We start from the raw sequence: 15482 nt of genomic DNA, 5'->3' as shown, positions 1-15482 counted from the left end.
GGAATCAGAAGCGTACCAGGGTTTTTGTATGATTTGACCCAAATGTCTGGCCATTTGGAACGCGTCACTATTCCGTCAACCATTTCATCGGAATATACGCTTTTATATAGGTATTAATTCATGACCGAAAGTTTTGCTGAGTTATTTGAAGAATCCTTGAAAGAACTGGACATGCAGCCCGGTTCTATCGTCACTGGTACCGTAGTCGACATCGACAGCGACTGGGTAACTGTGAACTCAGGTCTGAAATCTGAAGCTGTTATTCCCCGCAGCCAGTTCCTGAATGAAAAAGGTGAACTGGAAGTTGCTATTGGCGACGAAACCCAGGTTTCCCTGGAAGCGGTTGAAGACGGTTTTGGTGAAACTAAGCTGTCTCGTGAAAAAGCCAAGCGTGCTGAAAGCTGGAAAGAGCTTGAGAAAGCCTTTGAAGCTGAAGAAATGGTTACCGGTATTATCAACGGTAAGGTTAAAGGTGGTTTCACTGTTGACCTGAAAAACATCCGTGCCTTCCTGCCAGGTTCTCTGGTTGATGTCCGTCCAGTACGTGACACAGCCCACCTGGAAGGTAAAGAGCTGGAATTCAAGGTTATCAAGCTGGACGCCAAGCGTAACAACGTTGTGGTTTCTCGTCGTGCCGTTCTGGAAGCTGCCAACAGCCAGGAACGTGAAGAATTGCTGGCTAACCTGCAAGAAGGTCAGTCTGTCAAAGGTATCGTCAAGAACCTGACCGATTACGGCGCATTCGTCGATCTGGGTGGTGTTGACGGCCTGCTGCACATCACCGATATGGCCTGGAAGCGCATCAAGCATCCAAGCGAAATCGTTGCTGTTGGTGACGAAATTGACGTTAAAGTCCTGAAATTCGACCGTGAACGCAACCGCGTTTCCCTGGGTCTGAAACAACTGGGTGATGATCCATGGGTCAACATCAATGACCGTTACCCTGAAAATGCCCGCGTTAAAGCCCGCGTCACCAACCTGACTGACTACGGTTGTTTCGCAGAGCTGGAAGAAGGCGTTGAAGGTTTGGTTCACGTTTCCGAAATGGATTGGACCAACAAGAACATTCACCCATCCAAGGTTGTTCAGGTTGGTGATGAGATCGACGTGATGGTTCTGGATATCGACGAAGAACGTCGTCGTATCTCTCTGGGTATCAAGCAGTGCACCATGAACCCATGGGAAGAATTCGGTACCAAGTGTAACAAGGGCGATAAAATCTCCGGCAAGATCAAGTCAATCACTGACTTCGGTATCTTTATCGGTCTGGACGGTGGTATCGATGGTCTGGTTCACCTGTCTGACATCTCCTGGAACGACACGGGCGAAGAAGCCGTTCGTAACTACAAGAAAGGCGATGAACTGGAAACCGTTATCCTGTCTATCGATCCAGAGCGTGAGCGTATCTCTCTGGGCGTGAAACAGCTGGAAAGCGATCCGTTCTCCGAGTTTGTTGCAGTTCACGATAAAGGTGCTGTTGTTGTTGGTAAGGTCATTTCTGTTGATGTCAAATCAGCGGTTGTTGAATTGTCTCCAGGCGTAGAAGCTTCCCTGAAAGCTTCTGAAATCAGCCGTGACAAAGTAGACGATGCCCGTACTGTGCTGAAAGAAGGCGAAGACGTACAAGGTGTTATCACCATGGTTGATCGTAAAAACCGTGCGTTGAGCATCTCTATGAAAGCCAAAGACAATGCAGAAGATCGTCAGGCTCTGAAAGAACAGCGTACCAAAGCGGATGCTGAAGTATCTGGACCGACCACCATTGGTGATCTGATCAAAGAACAGCTGAACCAGAAAGACTAAGGTCAAGCTGCTCTGAATAAAAACCCGCTTCGGCGGGTTTTTTTATGCCTTGTTATCCAGTTTTGATAGCAGGGCATTATTTCGGTATTGCTTGAGACGGTATTGCTTGAGACGGTATTGTTTGAAGCGGTATGGTTCCAGACAGTCAGGAAAGGTTTTCCTTGATTGGCAGTGCGCTTTTATGTCGATTAGCTATAGGGATTGTCTGGATATTTCAGGTAACATCGTGGATGAAATGGCTTTCCCATCTTTGAGTACATAAACAAACATCGAACGGTTGCATTTGTTGTCTGCTAACTGCATGATTTGACAACAGTTATTGTCATGCAGTCACCTCATGGAGGAAAACACTGTGACTAAGTCTGAACTGATAGAACGTATCGTCAGTCGTCAGCCGCAGTTATCTGCCAAAGATGTCGAGTTAGCCGTTAAAACGATGCTCGATTATATGTCGTTGAGCCTGTCGTCGGGTGAGCGGATTGAGATTCGCGGATTTGGCAGCTTCTCGTTGCACTATCGTGCACCGAGGATCGGGCGTAATCCCAAAACTGGCGAAACGGTCGAGTTGCAAGGCAAGTTTGTGCCGCATTTCAAGCCGGGTAAAGACTTGCGCGACCAGGTTAATGACAGTATCGACGGCGAACACTAGGGCCTTGTCGGCCAGGTAATATCATGCTGCAAAAAATCAGGATCGGCATAAGTCTGATCTCATTCCTGCTTATCTTTCTCTATTGTCTGACATTCGCGACTCGTAACAGCGAGTCGCTGGATGTGTTTTTTCTGGTAGGGGCTCCTGTCAGTCTGCCGGTTGCGCTGTGGTTTGGTCTGATGTTGGCACTTGGTTGTGCTATTGGCCTGCTGGCGGGTGTGATGTCCGTCTTATCAAAGAAACGCAAAATCCGCCGCTTGCAAAAAGCGCTGGATGAATTAGAGAAGCGATCTGGCAGGCTGCCCTAGGCTGGCATCATGATAGAATCCGTAATTGTGTTTATACTGGTGCTGGTAGGTACTGGCATCGGCTGGACACTGGGCTATCGTTCCGGTAAGGCTCGCCCCAAAAGTACACCGGTTGACTGGATTCCCAGTATCGATTTTATTCTTGCACAAAACACCGACCTCACTCTTAAACGTATTGTTAATGCCCAGACACTGGATGATGATTCGGTTGAATTGTTTCTCCGTCTCGGCTGTAGTTTGCGGGAAAAAGGCGAAGTCGAACGTGCTATTCACTTGCACCAGACCCTGTTTGCCCGGACTGACCTGAAGGGCGTACTGCTGCAAGAACTGGAGCTGGAACTGGCGATGGATTTTTCCATGGCGGGTCTGCACGACCGGGCGGAACGCCTGTTGCTGGAATTACTGGAGAGTCGTGGCCGTATCCAGGAAAAAGCAGCCATGGTTTTACTGGAATTGCTGGAAGGCGAGGGCGAGTGGCAACAAATTCTCGACCTGAATCAGGCCAAAAAATTACCCACTTCCCCTTTGTTACAACGCCGTGTGGCACATGCGGCGTGTGAATTGGCTGAACGGGTGGCAAGTAGTGGCAATTATGTTGAAACCCGTCAGCTGTGCCGCGCCGCACTCAAATCAGACAGTCGCTGTGCCCGTGCTTTTGTGGTGCTGGGGAATATGGCGTTTGAGCAAAGCGAACCCCATGAAGCGGTACGCTGCTATCTGAAAGCGCTGGATCATGATCCTGGCTCCATTATTGCCATGCTGGAACCGATGGTGAAGTCGTTCCGTCAGCTGGGCGATCCCCGTGGTTTGCTGGCCCACTTGCAGCGTCATGGTGAAGAGCTGAATTACGTGCCTGCTCTGGTGGCCCGTGCCGAAACCCTGGCCGATCTCGAAGGGGCGGACAGCGCCATCGCTGGATTTATCGAGGATCTTGAACGTTATCCATCCTATACCGGGTATGTGGCGATGTTGGGCTTGTTGCTGCGCCACAAGCAGCGTTTGACCGAGTCGCAGGCCCATGGGGTGTATGATATTCTCCACCGCATCGATACCGATGACCCGAGCTTTGTCTGCAGTCAATGTGGTTTCAAGGCGCGGGAATTCCATTGGCGCTGCCCAAGTTGTAAAAACTGGGCCAGCTTCAAGGCTATCACCTCTTCCAGTCACTCCTCCGTTGTTATTGAAGACCTATGACTATTGATTCTTTCCGTTCTGCTCCACCTGTTTCCGCTGCTGTAACTTCTCCTATCGTGGTGGCGCTGGACTACCCCTCATCGGAGGGCGCACTGGCAACCGCCAGATTGCTGGACCCTGCCAGTTGTCGGGTGAAGGTGGGTAAAGAGCTGTTTACCGCCGCTGGGCCGAGTGTCATCGAGCAATTACATGGGCTTGGATTTGATGTGTTTCTCGATTTGAAATTTCACGATATTCCCAATACCTGCGCCAAGGCTGTCGCGGCTGCGGCCGACCTGGGTGTCTGGATGGTGAATGTACACGCCAGTGGTGGTCGTCGCATGATGGAAGCCGCTCGTAATGAACTGGACAAGCGTTCCAACCCTCCGTTGTTGATTGGTGTAACGGTGCTGACCTCCATGGATGGCTCTGATCTGGCGGAGTTGGGCCTGACGGTGACACCGGAGCAGCAGGTAGCTCGACTGGCAAGCCTGGCGCAGTCATCCGGGCTGGACGGTGTTGTGTGTTCTGCCAATGAGCTCGCGGTTATTCGCCAGCATTGTGGGGCAGAGTTCAAAACAGTAACGCCGGGTATCCGTCCATCCTGGAGCACGAATCAGGATCAAAAACGCGTTATGACACCCGAACAGGCAATGGCTGCAGGGGTTGATTATCTGGTCATTGGCCGACCGATTACCCAGGCGGAGAATCCGGCTGCAGCGTGTCAGAAAATTCTCGATAGCCTGGCCTGATCGCTGATGTGTCTGCTGCTGGGAGTGCTTATGGATGAGCACTTATTCAATACGCTGTCAGTACTGTGATAGCGCAAGCGCTGCAGTAGATTTAACCAGACCCGCGGCGGAATGGGGCTGAGTTGGCGTAACAATCAATGACGACATGATCAATGACACTATAAAGCAACAACGGCAAATCGTCGGGATCTGTTTGGATATAGCAAGAAAGAAAACACAGATAGGATCAATCGAAGCAGGAATCGGCGAGAGCGATTAGCAGAACTTCATATTACTTGCCTGGCTCCCCGAGCTGGACTTGAACCAGCGACCAATAGATTAACAGTCTACTGCTCTACCAACTGAGCTATCGGGGAACATCAGCAAGTGGTGCGCATTATACGGAGCCAGCGGTTTGTGTCAATAGCCAAGAATTAAATAAACAAGAGAAAATTCAAGGCGTTAGGCGTTCTGCCGGAGCGTCGGTAGAAAGTATTCGACGCATCAGCAGAAGCCATCTTTAATCTTTGGCGATACGGCTGAAAACCACACCTTTCTGGTTTTTGTATTTGGCGTTTACCCGTTTGTTATACGGACGTTTGGCAGGGCTGCTGAGCGTCTCGAACGACAAGGCACAAATCACCATGGCTGGTCGTAATGCCAGCGGCAATTTGCCATTGTTATAAAACTCCAGAACGATCTGGCCATCCCAGCCCGGGTCGATGCGTCCGGCGGTCAGGTGAACCACCAGACCAAGGCGTGCCAGTGAGCTGCGACCATCAAGCCATCCAACCAAGTCGTCCGGGATGGTGACAGATTCCATGGTTGCTCCGAGTACCAGCTCCCCCGGATGGATATAAAGTGACTGATCATGTGCAATTTCGATTTCCTTGCTCATGATATGGTCGATATCGCGCTCCAGCTGTGCGCGTTCACCGGAAAGATCCAGGTGAGTGGCAGAGTTATTGCTGAAGACTCGAAAACGGTGGTCGAGGCGCAGGTCAACACTGATGCCAGCAATCGCATCGGGGCCTGGAGCTGGCTCGATAGTAATGCTGCCCTCACTCAGGCGCTGTTCAATGTCGGCATCACTTAATCGCATGGCGGTTCTCTGATTATTGGGTCGATTTACAGGTCGCTACTGACCAGGTCGATCTGATATTGGATTTTGCCTTTTTTGCGATCCACCAGTTTTACCAGCAGGTAACCCTTGTCTTTCGCCAGCCAGGCATAAATGTCTCGTTGATCATCACGGACTTGTTTGATCTTGATGGTATCCAGCACGCCAATTCTGGTTTTTAACGGCTCTTCCGCAACGATAACAAATTCATAATTGCGTACCCGGTTTTTCTCGAACACCTGATAGCTGAGTTGATCCTGACCACTGGCAAGATCCAGGCTGACTTGCAGCATATAGGTCAGCTTGTCTTGCAGCTTGTCTTGCCAGACATCGTTAAATTCACGCGACTGCAACGGTGAATAAATCCGCTGCCGGGCAGCGTCAAACTGATATTCCTGATCATCTTCCTGGATCAGTCCTGAGCCCCGGTAATGGTAGCTTTGCGGCTGGATAATGCCATCCTGCAGTGAAAAAACCGCCTGCTCCTGCACCGATGCGGCGGAGGCGTCAGCCTCAAAGGTCATCTGCCAGAGCTCATCCTGGCGCTGTACCAGACGGCGCTCAGCATCAATGTTGAAACTGAAAAACCCCCATTCGTAGCGACTGGTATATTGTGCCCTGAAGGGTTGCAGTGTGGCGTGTTGTACTGCTGGCAGCTCGTCTGGTATCGCGTTGTGCTCTGGTTGCAGTCCGACATCGTCCGTCGATGACGGGTAGGTGCTATCCGTGCTGTCCAGAGTAGGGGGCTGAGTGTCACCGTTACTGGCCAAAGCCAATAAGGGTGACAGTAGCAGAGTACAGGCCAGGTATTTGATTCGTCTCACAGATCATCCTCACTGCGATGGTGATTGATTACTGGGCTGTCAGTCTGAGTCCGGATGGCGGCAGAAGTTTACTATCAAGAGTGACACCTTTATCAGTCATCTCCAGTCTGCCTTGTGTACACCATTTGACGATGATTGGATACAACACATGCTCCTGGGCCTGTACCTTGCGTTGCAGGCTGGCGGCGGTGTCGTCTTCCTCAATGGGCACACTGGCTTGAGCGATCACTGGGCCACCATCCAGCTCTTCGGTGACAAAGTGTACGGAGGCTCCATGTTCTTTGTCACCGGCATCAATGGCGCGTTGATGGGTGTCCAACCCTTGATACAAGGGCAGTAGGGATGGGTGAATATTGATCAGGCGGCCGCGGTAACGACGAACAAAGTCGGCGGTCAGGATGCGCATGAATCCCGCCAGCACTACCAGATCCGGGGCAAGGTCATCGATGGCCCGCATCAGATGGGCATCAAATTCCTCGCGGCTGTTGAACTGCTGATGGTCCACCAGTACCACCGGAATATCGCGGTCGCGGGCATATTGCATACCCGCTGCCTCTGGGCGATTACAAACAACACCGGCAACCATGGCGTCAATATCGCCCGTCTGGACAGCGTCGGCAATGGCCAGCATATTACTCCCCGTACCGGAAATCAGTATCACGATACGAGGTTGATCAAGTGCCGAGTCGGTCATCATACGGTGCGGTGACCGATGAATTCCACGCTGGCTTCTTCATCGGTTTTTTCAACGATATTGCCAATAATCCAGGCTTGTTCACCTTCAGCGTTCAGCAGGGCGATCGCCTGGTCTGCTTTGTGTTCCGGCAAGGCGATGATCATGCCAACACCACAGTTAAAGGTGCGGAACATTTCTGCGGTGGCGACATTACCGGCTTGTTGCAGCCATTCGAACACCGCAGGCCAGCGCCAGCTGTTGGTATTGATCACGGCTTTGCAGTTGTCTGGCAAAACGCGGGGGATATTTTCCTGGAAACCGCCGCCGGTGATATGCGACAGCGCGTGCACTTCGGTGGCATTGATCAGTTGCAAGGTTGATTTGACGTAGATGCGAGTCGGTGCCATCAGAGCGTCGGCCAGCGGCACACCGTCGAGGTCCTGTTGCAGATCGGCATCAGCAACTTCAAGGATCTTGCGTACCAGCGAGTAGCCATTGGAATGCGGGCCACTGGAGGCCAGCGCGACCAGGGAATCACCGGCCTGAACCTTGGTGCCATCAATGATGTCGGCTTTTTCAACAATACCAACACAAAAACCGGCGAGATCGTAGTCTTCGCCTTCGTACATACCGGGCATCTCAGCGGTTTCACCGCCAACCAGTGCGGCACCGGCCTGTTCACAGCCGGCACCAATACCACTGACAACAGCTGCGGCAACGTCAACGTTCAGGTGGCCGGTGGCATAATAGTCAAGAAAAAACAGCGGCTCGGCACCAGAGACCACGAGGTCATTGACACACATGGCGACCAGGTCGATACCAATGGTGTCGTGCTTGCCCAGATCCATAGCCAGACGCAGCTTGGTGCCCACGCCATCGGTACCCGATACCAGAACGGGTTGATGGTAGCCTTGTGGCAGTTCGAACAGAGCACCAAAACCGCCAAGGCCGGCCATGACTTCCGGGCGGCGAGTGCGTTTGGCTACGTCCTTGATGCGTTCTACCAGTGCGTTTCCGGCATTGATGTCAACGCCAGCGTCTTTATAGCTTAGGGATTTTGATTCGGTCATTCGGATTCACAGGGTGGCTGCAAAGAAGCGGGGTATTCTAGCGATTTGTGTCCGCCACTTCACCTGCTGCGACAAAGAAATAGTACGACAGGCCAGTTAATTGGCGCAGAAGCGCATGGAAACCGGCTTTTGTTACGATCAGCATCCCCAGATCATCAAGTCACTGGCGGAGTTCTCTTGGGTGCGTGGCTTGTGCGTGGCACAATAGCCACTGTCCGATGTCTTGGTGTTGTTCCTGCTCCCGGTATTGTTGTTGTGATGGTTATGATGGCCGCAGTCAATGTGGGGCTATCAATAACGAAGCTTATAAGGCTTGCAATATAAGGCTTATAAACAGTCGCAGTACCGATAGTCGCAGCAACCCCTTTGGCGTCAGAGCAAGAACCCATGTTCGCGGTGGTTGTACGCCGTAAACCGGAATGACAAAGGAATTTTCACGCGTGCGCTCAGTCTTTCTGCGATTGATGTATTGTCTGTTGTTACTCTCTCCCGTGGCCTCTGCCGGGGTAGTAACGGATCTGTATCTGGCCTCTATTGAAGTGGCAGATAGAACGCCCGCGACGCGAGAAGCGGCGATGCCCGCGGCATTGCTGCAGGTATTGACCAAGGTGTCGGGCAAACCTGCGGCAGAGCTGAAATCTCTGACCGGTAAGTCATCGAGCCGTTATCTGGCCAGTTATCGTTACACCTCGCAGACGGATGGCGGGGCTCTGGTACTGCAAGCCATGTTTGCGACAGGCCCGGTCAATGACTTGCTGGCCCGTCATGGATTGCCGGTGTGGGGCAGTAATCGACCGGATGTCATGTTCTGGCTGGGGTTGTCTTATAATGGCAGCCGATCGGTTATCAGTGCCGATCAATATCGGGGCTGGCGCAATGTATTTGCACTGCACGGGATTCCAGCCGTCTGGCCGATTCAGGACCTGGACGACCAGATGGCGCTACCGGCCGAACGCCTGTTCGGCTTGTTCCGGGATGATATCCGGGCAGCTTCTGAACGCTATCACACGGATGCCATTGTTGCCGCCCGGATCACTCCGTCTGGGGATGGCTGGCGTGCGGATGGTTATCTTGAATATCACCATGACCACTTTCCGCTGGATATTCGCGGCAAATCGGAGTCGGCAGTTATTGCTGCACTGGCCGAGGCGGTGAGCGGCTATTTTTCCAGTCGCTACGGCGTGGTGACTTCAGCAGCCGATTTGGCAATAGAGCAACAGACGCTGACCATGCAGCAGGTTAGCCGCTACGACGATTATCGGGCTGTGTTGGCATTACTGGCTTCGGTATCCGGAGTAGAGCAGGTGTCGGTTCTGGGCGTTCGTGGCGACAGTCTCGATCTGGGGCTGACGCTGAATGCCAGTTGGTCGCAGGTGCTGACTAATATCCGTTTTGACCGACGAGTCAGTGATAGCAATTTGCCGGATACACTGCTCTGGATGGGGCATTAATGGTGACGCCGCACCCTCAGCTGACCTTGTCCGTCTATGTGCGGGATGATGCGCGCATTGCCAATTTTTATGCCGGACCCAACGAAGAAGTCATCCAGGCTGTGCAGCGCCAGTGGACGTTATCAGGAGACCCTTTCCTGTTCCTCTGGGGGGATTCCGGTTGCGGCCTGAGTCATTTGTTGCAAGCGGCGTGTCATTATGCCGATGGTCTCGGTCATCACAGTGTCTATCTGCCATTAAAAGAGCTGGTGAACTACAGCCCCGAGGTGCTGGATTCACTGGAACAATTACCCTTGGTGGTACTGGATGATATCGAGGCAGTACTGGGCCATGACGACTGGGAGCTGGCCCTGTTTCATCTGTTTAACCGGGTGCGGGAAAACGATGGCCATTTGTTGATCTCGGCACGTTGTCCACCTCAACAGCTGGCTGTGGCGCTGCCGGATCTGGGGTCCCGATTATGCTGGGGCGTGGTGTACCATTTGGCATTGCTGCAGCCAGAAGAGCGGGCTCTGGCGCTGGTCTTGCGGGCGCGGCAGCGGGGTATTTTACTGGCAGAAGACGTGGCGCGTTTTATCGTCTCGCGAGGGCCGGAACATATGGAAGGCCTGGCTGATATTCTGGATCGTCTGGACCATGCTTCGTTGACCCATCAGCGCAAATTGACCATTCCGTTTGTCAAGGAAGAGATGGACTGGTAACACAACCAACCCTGGCAAGGCCATATCGGTGCTGTTGGTGCTGGTGGTGCTGGTGGTGGAGTAGGTGTGCTGATGGTGCTGGTATAGGTGTGCTGCAGGTGTTGTTGGGCAGGATAAACAAGACGGTCTTGATAAAACGTTACAGCTAATTCTGAAAATTCAGCTATTGATGTCTGGCTGCCTTGTCCCCACGCCAGGCATGGGAACAAGGAAGACTGAAGCCAAAATACGTCGCCGGATCAGTTACCCAGCGCTTTTTGCAGGCGCGCAATGGCATCTTTCAACGTCGCCAGACTGGTTGCGAACGACAGTCGCATAAAGCCTGGCGAACCAAACGCCGACCCTGGCACCATCGCCACACCGGCTTCGATCAGCATCTTCTCTGCAAAGTCGATATCATTGGCAATGCCCATCGTATCCATCGCGCCCTGAAAGCTCGGGAACGCGTAGAACGCGCCATCCCCTTCAAGACACTCAACGCCGGGTAACGCATTTAATGCCGCTACCAGATAGTCGTGACGTTCCTTGAACGCAGCCACCATGGGTTTGACGCAGTCGTTACCGCCTCTTAAAGCGGCTTCCGCCGCCACCTGGGAGATCGAGGCCGGGTTTGATGTGCTTTGTGACTGGATCTTTTTCATCGCCCCAATCAGCTTGGCTGGCCCGGCAGCATAACCAATCCGCCAGCCAGTCATGCTGAACGCCTTGGATACACCGTTCAGAACGATGGTGCGCTCGTACAGCTCAGGGCAGGCGTTGAGAATATTGTGGAAGCCACACTCAGCCCACAAAATCAGCTCATACATATCATCGGTGGCGATCAGCACATCCGGATACTGTTGCAGCACCGCGCCGAGCGCTTTCAGTTCATCCAAGCTGTAGGCTTTGCCAGACGGGTTGGATGGGCTGTTCAAGACCACCAGACGCGTTTTGGGAGTAATGGCCGCATCCAGTTGCTCAGCCGTCATCTTGAACTGGTTGTCCATCGATGTTTCAACAATCACCGGCGTGGCTTCCGCAATCTTGACCATATCCGGGTAAGACACCCAGTACGGCGCCGGGATAACGACTTCATCGCCAGGGTTTAACAAGGCCAGGCTCAAGTTGAAAAAGCTTTGCTTGCCACCACACGACACCAGAATCTGATTTGCTTCATATTCCAGGTTGTTGTCGTTTTTGAACTTGCTGATAATGGCTTGTTTGAGTCCCGGCGTTCCATCCACAGAGGTATACTTGGTGAAGCCTGCATCAATAGCCGCAATAGCCGCTTTTTTTATGTGCTCAGGGGTGTCGAAATCCGGTTCGCCGGCGCCAAGGCCGATAATGTCCTTACCTTCTGACCGCAAAACCGCAGCACGATTGGTGACTGCCAGCGTAGGGGAAGGCTTGATCTGTTGAACGCGATCAGACAGTTGCAGGTCCAAAATGTGTATCCTCAAAACAGGCGTGATAGAAAATTGACAACCGGAGCAATGTTGCAAAATGATGAATTGTCCGGAATGAATGCCAAACTGCGGAATCTTACTAAATCTACTGACATACTGGAATCCCTATGAGCAAGACGTTTGCGCTCACGTCCAAATATTCCCCTGCCGGAGATCAGCCTGAAGCCATTCGGCAGTTAGTTGCCGGTATCAACGCCGGACTTCTCAAACAAACCCTGCTTGGCGTTACGGGTTCCGGTAAAACCTACACCATGGCCAACGTTATCGCCCAGTGTCAGCGGCCGGCGATTATCATGGCGCACAATAAAACATTGGCGGCGCAGCTGTACGGCGAGTTCAAGGAATTTTTCCCCGACAACGCTGTGGAATATTTTGTTTCCTACTACGACTACTACCAGCCAGAAGCCTATGTGCCCTCATCGGATACGTTTATCGACAAGGATGCTTCCGTCAACGAACACATCGAGCAGATGCGGCTGTCGGCCACCAAGGCACTGCTGGAACGCCGCGATGCCATTATTATCGCCACCGTATCGGCCATCTATGGCCTTGGTGATCCGGACTCCTACCTCAAGATGATGCTGCACCTGGTGCGTGGAGACCAGGTTGATCAGCGTACTATTCTACGCCGTTTGGCTGAGCTGCAATATACTCGTAACGACATGGATTTTCACCGCGGCACCTATCGAGTACGGGGAGAAGTGATCGACGTCTACCCGGCAGAAAGTGACGACGAAGCCGTACGTATCGAACTGTTTGACGACGAAGTCGAACAGCTCAGCAGTTTTGATCCACTGACCGGTGCCATACACAACCGCCTTGGCCGCGTCACGATCTATCCCAAAACCCACTACGCCACCCCGCGCCAGCGTATTCTCGATGCCATTGACGGCATCAAGGTCGAGCTGGACGAACGGCTGGAATACTACCGCAACGAGAATTTGCTGGTCGAAGCCCAGCGGCTGGAACAGCGCACCCGCTACGATATTGAGATGATGCAAGAGCTGGGGTACTGCTCCGGCATCGAAAACTACTCGCGCTACCTCTCAGGCCGAGAGCAGGGGGCCGCGCCGCCAACCCTGTTTGACTACATCCCCAAAGACGCGCTGGTATTTGTGGATGAAAGTCACGTTACCATCCCCCAAATTGGCGGCATGTATCGGGGCGACCGTTCCCGCAAGGAAACCCTGGTGCAATTTGGCTTTCGGCTGCCATCGGCACTCGACAACCGGCCGATGCAATTTGAAGAGTGGGAAGCCATCGTACCGCAATGCATCTTTGTCTCCGCCACCCCCGGCAATTATGAAAAAGAGCACCAGGACGCAGTGGTCGAACAGGTGGTGCGGCCCACCGGCCTGGTCGACCCGATTATCGAAATCCGCCCGGCCACCGGTCAGGTCGACGATGTGCTGCATGAACTGCGCTTACGGGTCGACAAGGGCGAACGGATACTGATTACCGTACTCACCAAACGTATGGCCGAAGACCTGACCGACTTCCTGTTTGAGCAGGGCGTGCGCGTTCGTTACCTGCACTCCGACATTGACACCGTCGAGCGGGTAGAAATCATCCGCGACCTGAGGCTGGGCGAGTTTGATGTGCTCGTGGGTATTAACTTATTGCGAGAAGGGCTGGATATCCCGGAAGTTTCGCTGGTGGCTATTTTTGATGCCGACAAGGAAGGCTTTTTGCGCTCCGAACGCTCACTGATCCAGACCATTGGCCGCGCCGCCCGTAACCTGAATGGCCGGGCAATACTCTACGCCGACCGGGTAACCGACTCCATGCGCAAGGCGATGGAAGAAACCGACCGCCGCCGGGAAAAACAGGTCGCCTTCAACGAAGAGCACAACATCACTCCCCAAGGCGTCTTCAAATCGGTTGAAGACATCCTGGAAGCGGCTCCTGCACCCGGTAAAAAAGGACGCAATGGCAACCGTAACCGCAAAGTGGCGGAAGACAAGCCGGATTATGGATCAGCCGACTGGAGCCGACTCACCGCCCCCGAGCTGGTGAAAAAAGTCGCCGAAGTTGAAGACCGCATGTTCAAAGCCGCCCGCGACCTCGATTTTGAAACCGCTGCCAAACTCCGCGACCAGCTCCACGACATGAAAGCCAGAATCATCGCCAACAGCTAATATAAAAAGTGGCAGCCGACCGATTTTCCCCTTTTTCGAAAAAATTCAGAAAAAGGGTTGCACGACTACAAAACCAGAAGTAATATGCGCGCTCTCTTTAGGACTATAGCTCAGTTGGTTAGAGCGCTACCTTGACATGGTAGAGGTCCCCAGTTCGAATCTGGGTAGTCCTACCAAGAATTCTTTTACAAATCAGCCGCTTACGAGCGGCTTTTTTGTGTCTGTCAGGCTGGTTTCGACGTGTTGGCAATTCGTTGGCAATATACAGTGGTTCTTGCAGCTCTTTTCCTGTTCTATTTTCGTCACTAATCATCTGATCAGGTAGTGAGTATGTAGCTGTCTGTCAAATGGACTTGGACACGTGTAGCGCGCCGAATCTTTTTAGATTTATAGACGCACAATATAAGACACTTATTTTTTGTTTTTTTCGGCTTCCAGTTTGGGATAAGGCTGGATTTTGAACAGCTTTTCATTCAACCGTTTTCGAGCTTTTTTGTTCAGAAATTTAACGTACCGAAATTGACGCATCATGTGCACATTGGCTCGATGCAAGTTGGCTTGAAGATGCTTGCCACGAACTCCACCTTTTCGGGTTTTTGCCAGTTCATGGTACCAATCACCGTCTAGTTCATAAAATCGGCTTAAGTGGCTCCCAACAAAGTCGAAGCTGCATGCTTGGTAGACAATTCCACCTTTGCCACAACGCTCATCAGCGAATGACTGTACCCATTGTACTGACGGGTATCGTTGGCGAATCAATTTGATGGCGTACCCTATGGCCCGGCTTTCGCTATTTTTGGGCATGGAGTCGTGAAGCCAGAGTCTGTTCAGTTCCATGTATTCACGATTGCCAGTACCAAGCACAACGCGCCGTCCACTGTTAGGGTTGAGGGCGTATCCCCATTGCATGACACCAACAAGGGTTCTGCCGCTCATAACCCCAAGGTGCAGGTAACTGTTGTTTACCCAGCGGCGGCTGTAGTGGTGCACTTGAACCAGAGTTCTAGCAAGCCAGCATGGAATAACTTCCACTCTTAATTCCGGGCAGCCATATCCAACATACTGACCTTCTTCAATCATTGCCGTGGGATTTCCACTTTTTATGGAAACGGGTGTTGTGGCCACAAGTCCTCCGGTGAGAGTTATTCAACTCATCCAACAGGTGCTCGCGGCGCTCAATATTTATGGTTCCACATCGTGGGCATTTTACTTCGATATGGGCTGTGCCGGTCATTCGGCATAGCAGCTTGTTACAGTGGGTGCAGCGTACTTCGTGCATGTGAATCACCAATGTTGTAGGCTGCCCCAGCTCGTCGACGAGCGGGAAGCCTTGGCTGATTCGCAGTGCTACATCGCTGCGGATTGGTGACGTTAACCCGGTGACCGCCGGGTT

At 52.5% G+C, this 15482-nt stretch carries 15 protein-coding genes and 2 tRNA genes; 9 read left to right on the top strand and 8 right to left on the bottom strand.

What is annotated here, in order from left to right; genetic code table 11:
• Window positions 1-120 precede the first annotated feature (120 nt).
• From rpsA to pyrF, 5 genes are all read left to right on the top strand, one after another.
• On the top strand, window positions 121-1803 hold the full coding sequence (gene rpsA / locus Q8W24_RS09730; RefSeq protein ID WP_303434053.1) for a 30S ribosomal protein S1: 1683 nt from the start codon (window positions 121-123) through the stop codon (window positions 1801-1803).
• A gap of 337 nt (window positions 1804-2140) precedes the next feature.
• The gene (gene ihfB / locus Q8W24_RS09725; protein ID WP_303434052.1) at window positions 2141-2452 is read left to right on the top strand and encodes an integration host factor subunit beta; all 312 of its coding nucleotides are present in this window, start codon (window positions 2141-2143) and stop codon (window positions 2450-2452) included.
• A 23-nt stretch (window positions 2453-2475) separates the two neighbouring features.
• Window positions 2476-2760 (top strand): LapA family protein, encoded by a 285-nt coding sequence (locus Q8W24_RS09720; RefSeq protein ID WP_303434051.1) that lies wholly within the window; start codon window positions 2476-2478, stop codon window positions 2758-2760.
• 9 nt (window positions 2761-2769) lie between these two features.
• Complete coding sequence (locus Q8W24_RS09715; protein ID WP_305415502.1) at window positions 2770-3954, top strand: hypothetical protein; 1185 nt, start codon at window positions 2770-2772, stop codon at window positions 3952-3954.
• Window positions 3951-4685 carry an orotidine-5'-phosphate decarboxylase gene (pyrF, locus tag Q8W24_RS09710; RefSeq protein ID WP_305415501.1) on the top strand — a complete coding sequence of 245 codons (735 nt, stop codon included), beginning with the start codon at window positions 3951-3953 and terminating at the stop codon, window positions 4683-4685. Before Q8W24_RS09715 ends, pyrF begins: the two co-directional genes overlap by 4 nt.
• Window positions 4686-4965: 280 nt before the next feature.
• On the opposite strand, the gene Q8W24_RS09705 is transcribed toward pyrF, so the two are convergent.
• The 5 genes from Q8W24_RS09705 to purM form a co-directional block, all read right to left on the bottom strand.
• Window positions 4966-5041, bottom strand: a tRNA-Asn gene (locus Q8W24_RS09705).
• A 143-nt stretch (window positions 5042-5184) separates the two neighbouring features.
• Entirely contained in the window at window positions 5185-5766 is a 582-nt protein-coding gene (dcd, locus tag Q8W24_RS09700; RefSeq protein WP_303434048.1) for a dCTP deaminase, read from the bottom strand.
• 26 nt (window positions 5767-5792) lie between these two features.
• Window positions 5793-6608, bottom strand: coding sequence for a DUF3108 domain-containing protein (locus tag Q8W24_RS09695; protein ID WP_305415500.1), 816 nt, complete (start codon window positions 6606-6608; stop codon window positions 5793-5795).
• A gap of 28 nt (window positions 6609-6636) precedes the next feature.
• On the bottom strand, window positions 6637-7305 hold the full coding sequence (gene purN / locus Q8W24_RS09690) for a phosphoribosylglycinamide formyltransferase (RefSeq protein ID WP_303434046.1): 669 nt from the start codon (window positions 7303-7305) through the stop codon (window positions 6637-6639).
• On the bottom strand, window positions 7302-8354 hold the full coding sequence (purM, locus tag Q8W24_RS09685) for a phosphoribosylformylglycinamidine cyclo-ligase (RefSeq protein ID WP_305415499.1): 1053 nt from the start codon (window positions 8352-8354) through the stop codon (window positions 7302-7304). The genes purN and purM overlap by 4 nt, the downstream gene beginning before the upstream one ends.
• A 440-nt stretch (window positions 8355-8794) precedes the next feature.
• Here purM and Q8W24_RS09680 point away from each other — a divergent pair, with 440 nt between their 5' ends.
• Both Q8W24_RS09680 and hda read left to right on the top strand, forming a co-directional pair.
• The gene (locus Q8W24_RS09680) at window positions 8795-9805 is read left to right on the top strand and encodes a DUF2066 domain-containing protein (protein WP_305475184.1); all 1011 of its coding nucleotides are present in this window, start codon (window positions 8795-8797) and stop codon (window positions 9803-9805) included.
• Complete coding sequence (gene hda / locus Q8W24_RS09675; protein ID WP_303434043.1) at window positions 9805-10506, top strand: DnaA regulatory inactivator Hda; 702 nt, start codon at window positions 9805-9807, stop codon at window positions 10504-10506. The genes Q8W24_RS09680 and hda overlap by 1 nt, the downstream gene beginning before the upstream one ends.
• A 239-nt stretch (window positions 10507-10745) precedes the next feature.
• Here hda and Q8W24_RS09670 read toward each other — a convergent pair whose 3' ends face one another.
• Window positions 10746-11933 carry a pyridoxal phosphate-dependent aminotransferase gene (locus Q8W24_RS09670; RefSeq protein WP_303434115.1) on the bottom strand — a complete coding sequence of 396 codons (1188 nt, stop codon included), beginning with the start codon at window positions 11931-11933 and terminating at the stop codon, window positions 10746-10748.
• Window positions 11934-12058: 125 nt separating this feature from the next.
• On the opposite strand from Q8W24_RS09670, the gene uvrB reads away from it, so the two are divergent.
• Both uvrB and Q8W24_RS09660 read left to right on the top strand, forming a co-directional pair.
• Window positions 12059-14089: an excinuclease ABC subunit UvrB gene (gene uvrB, locus Q8W24_RS09665; protein WP_303434042.1), complete on the top strand. Its 2031-nt coding sequence runs from the start codon at window positions 12059-12061 to the stop codon at window positions 14087-14089.
• A gap of 99 nt (window positions 14090-14188) precedes the next feature.
• Window positions 14189-14265 (top strand) — tRNA-Val (locus Q8W24_RS09660).
• A 235-nt stretch (window positions 14266-14500) separates the two neighbouring features.
• On the opposite strand, the gene Q8W24_RS09655 is transcribed toward Q8W24_RS09660, so the two are convergent.
• Window positions 14501-15214 carry a hypothetical protein gene (locus Q8W24_RS09655; RefSeq protein ID WP_305475183.1) on the bottom strand — a complete coding sequence of 238 codons (714 nt, stop codon included), beginning with the start codon at window positions 15212-15214 and terminating at the stop codon, window positions 14501-14503.
• Window positions 15162-15368, bottom strand: coding sequence for a Com family DNA-binding transcriptional regulator (locus tag Q8W24_RS16915; protein WP_370693319.1), 207 nt, complete (start codon window positions 15366-15368; stop codon window positions 15162-15164). The genes Q8W24_RS09655 and Q8W24_RS16915 overlap by 53 nt, the downstream gene beginning before the upstream one ends.
• Window positions 15369-15482 lie beyond the last annotated feature (114 nt).

Source organism: Oceanobacter sp. 4_MG-2023 (assembly GCF_030689165.1).
Lineage (GTDB): Bacteria > Pseudomonadota > Gammaproteobacteria > Pseudomonadales > Oceanobacteraceae > Oceanobacter.
Note: the sequence above shows the minus strand (reverse complement) of the source record. Positions and strands in the feature narration are given on the sequence as shown.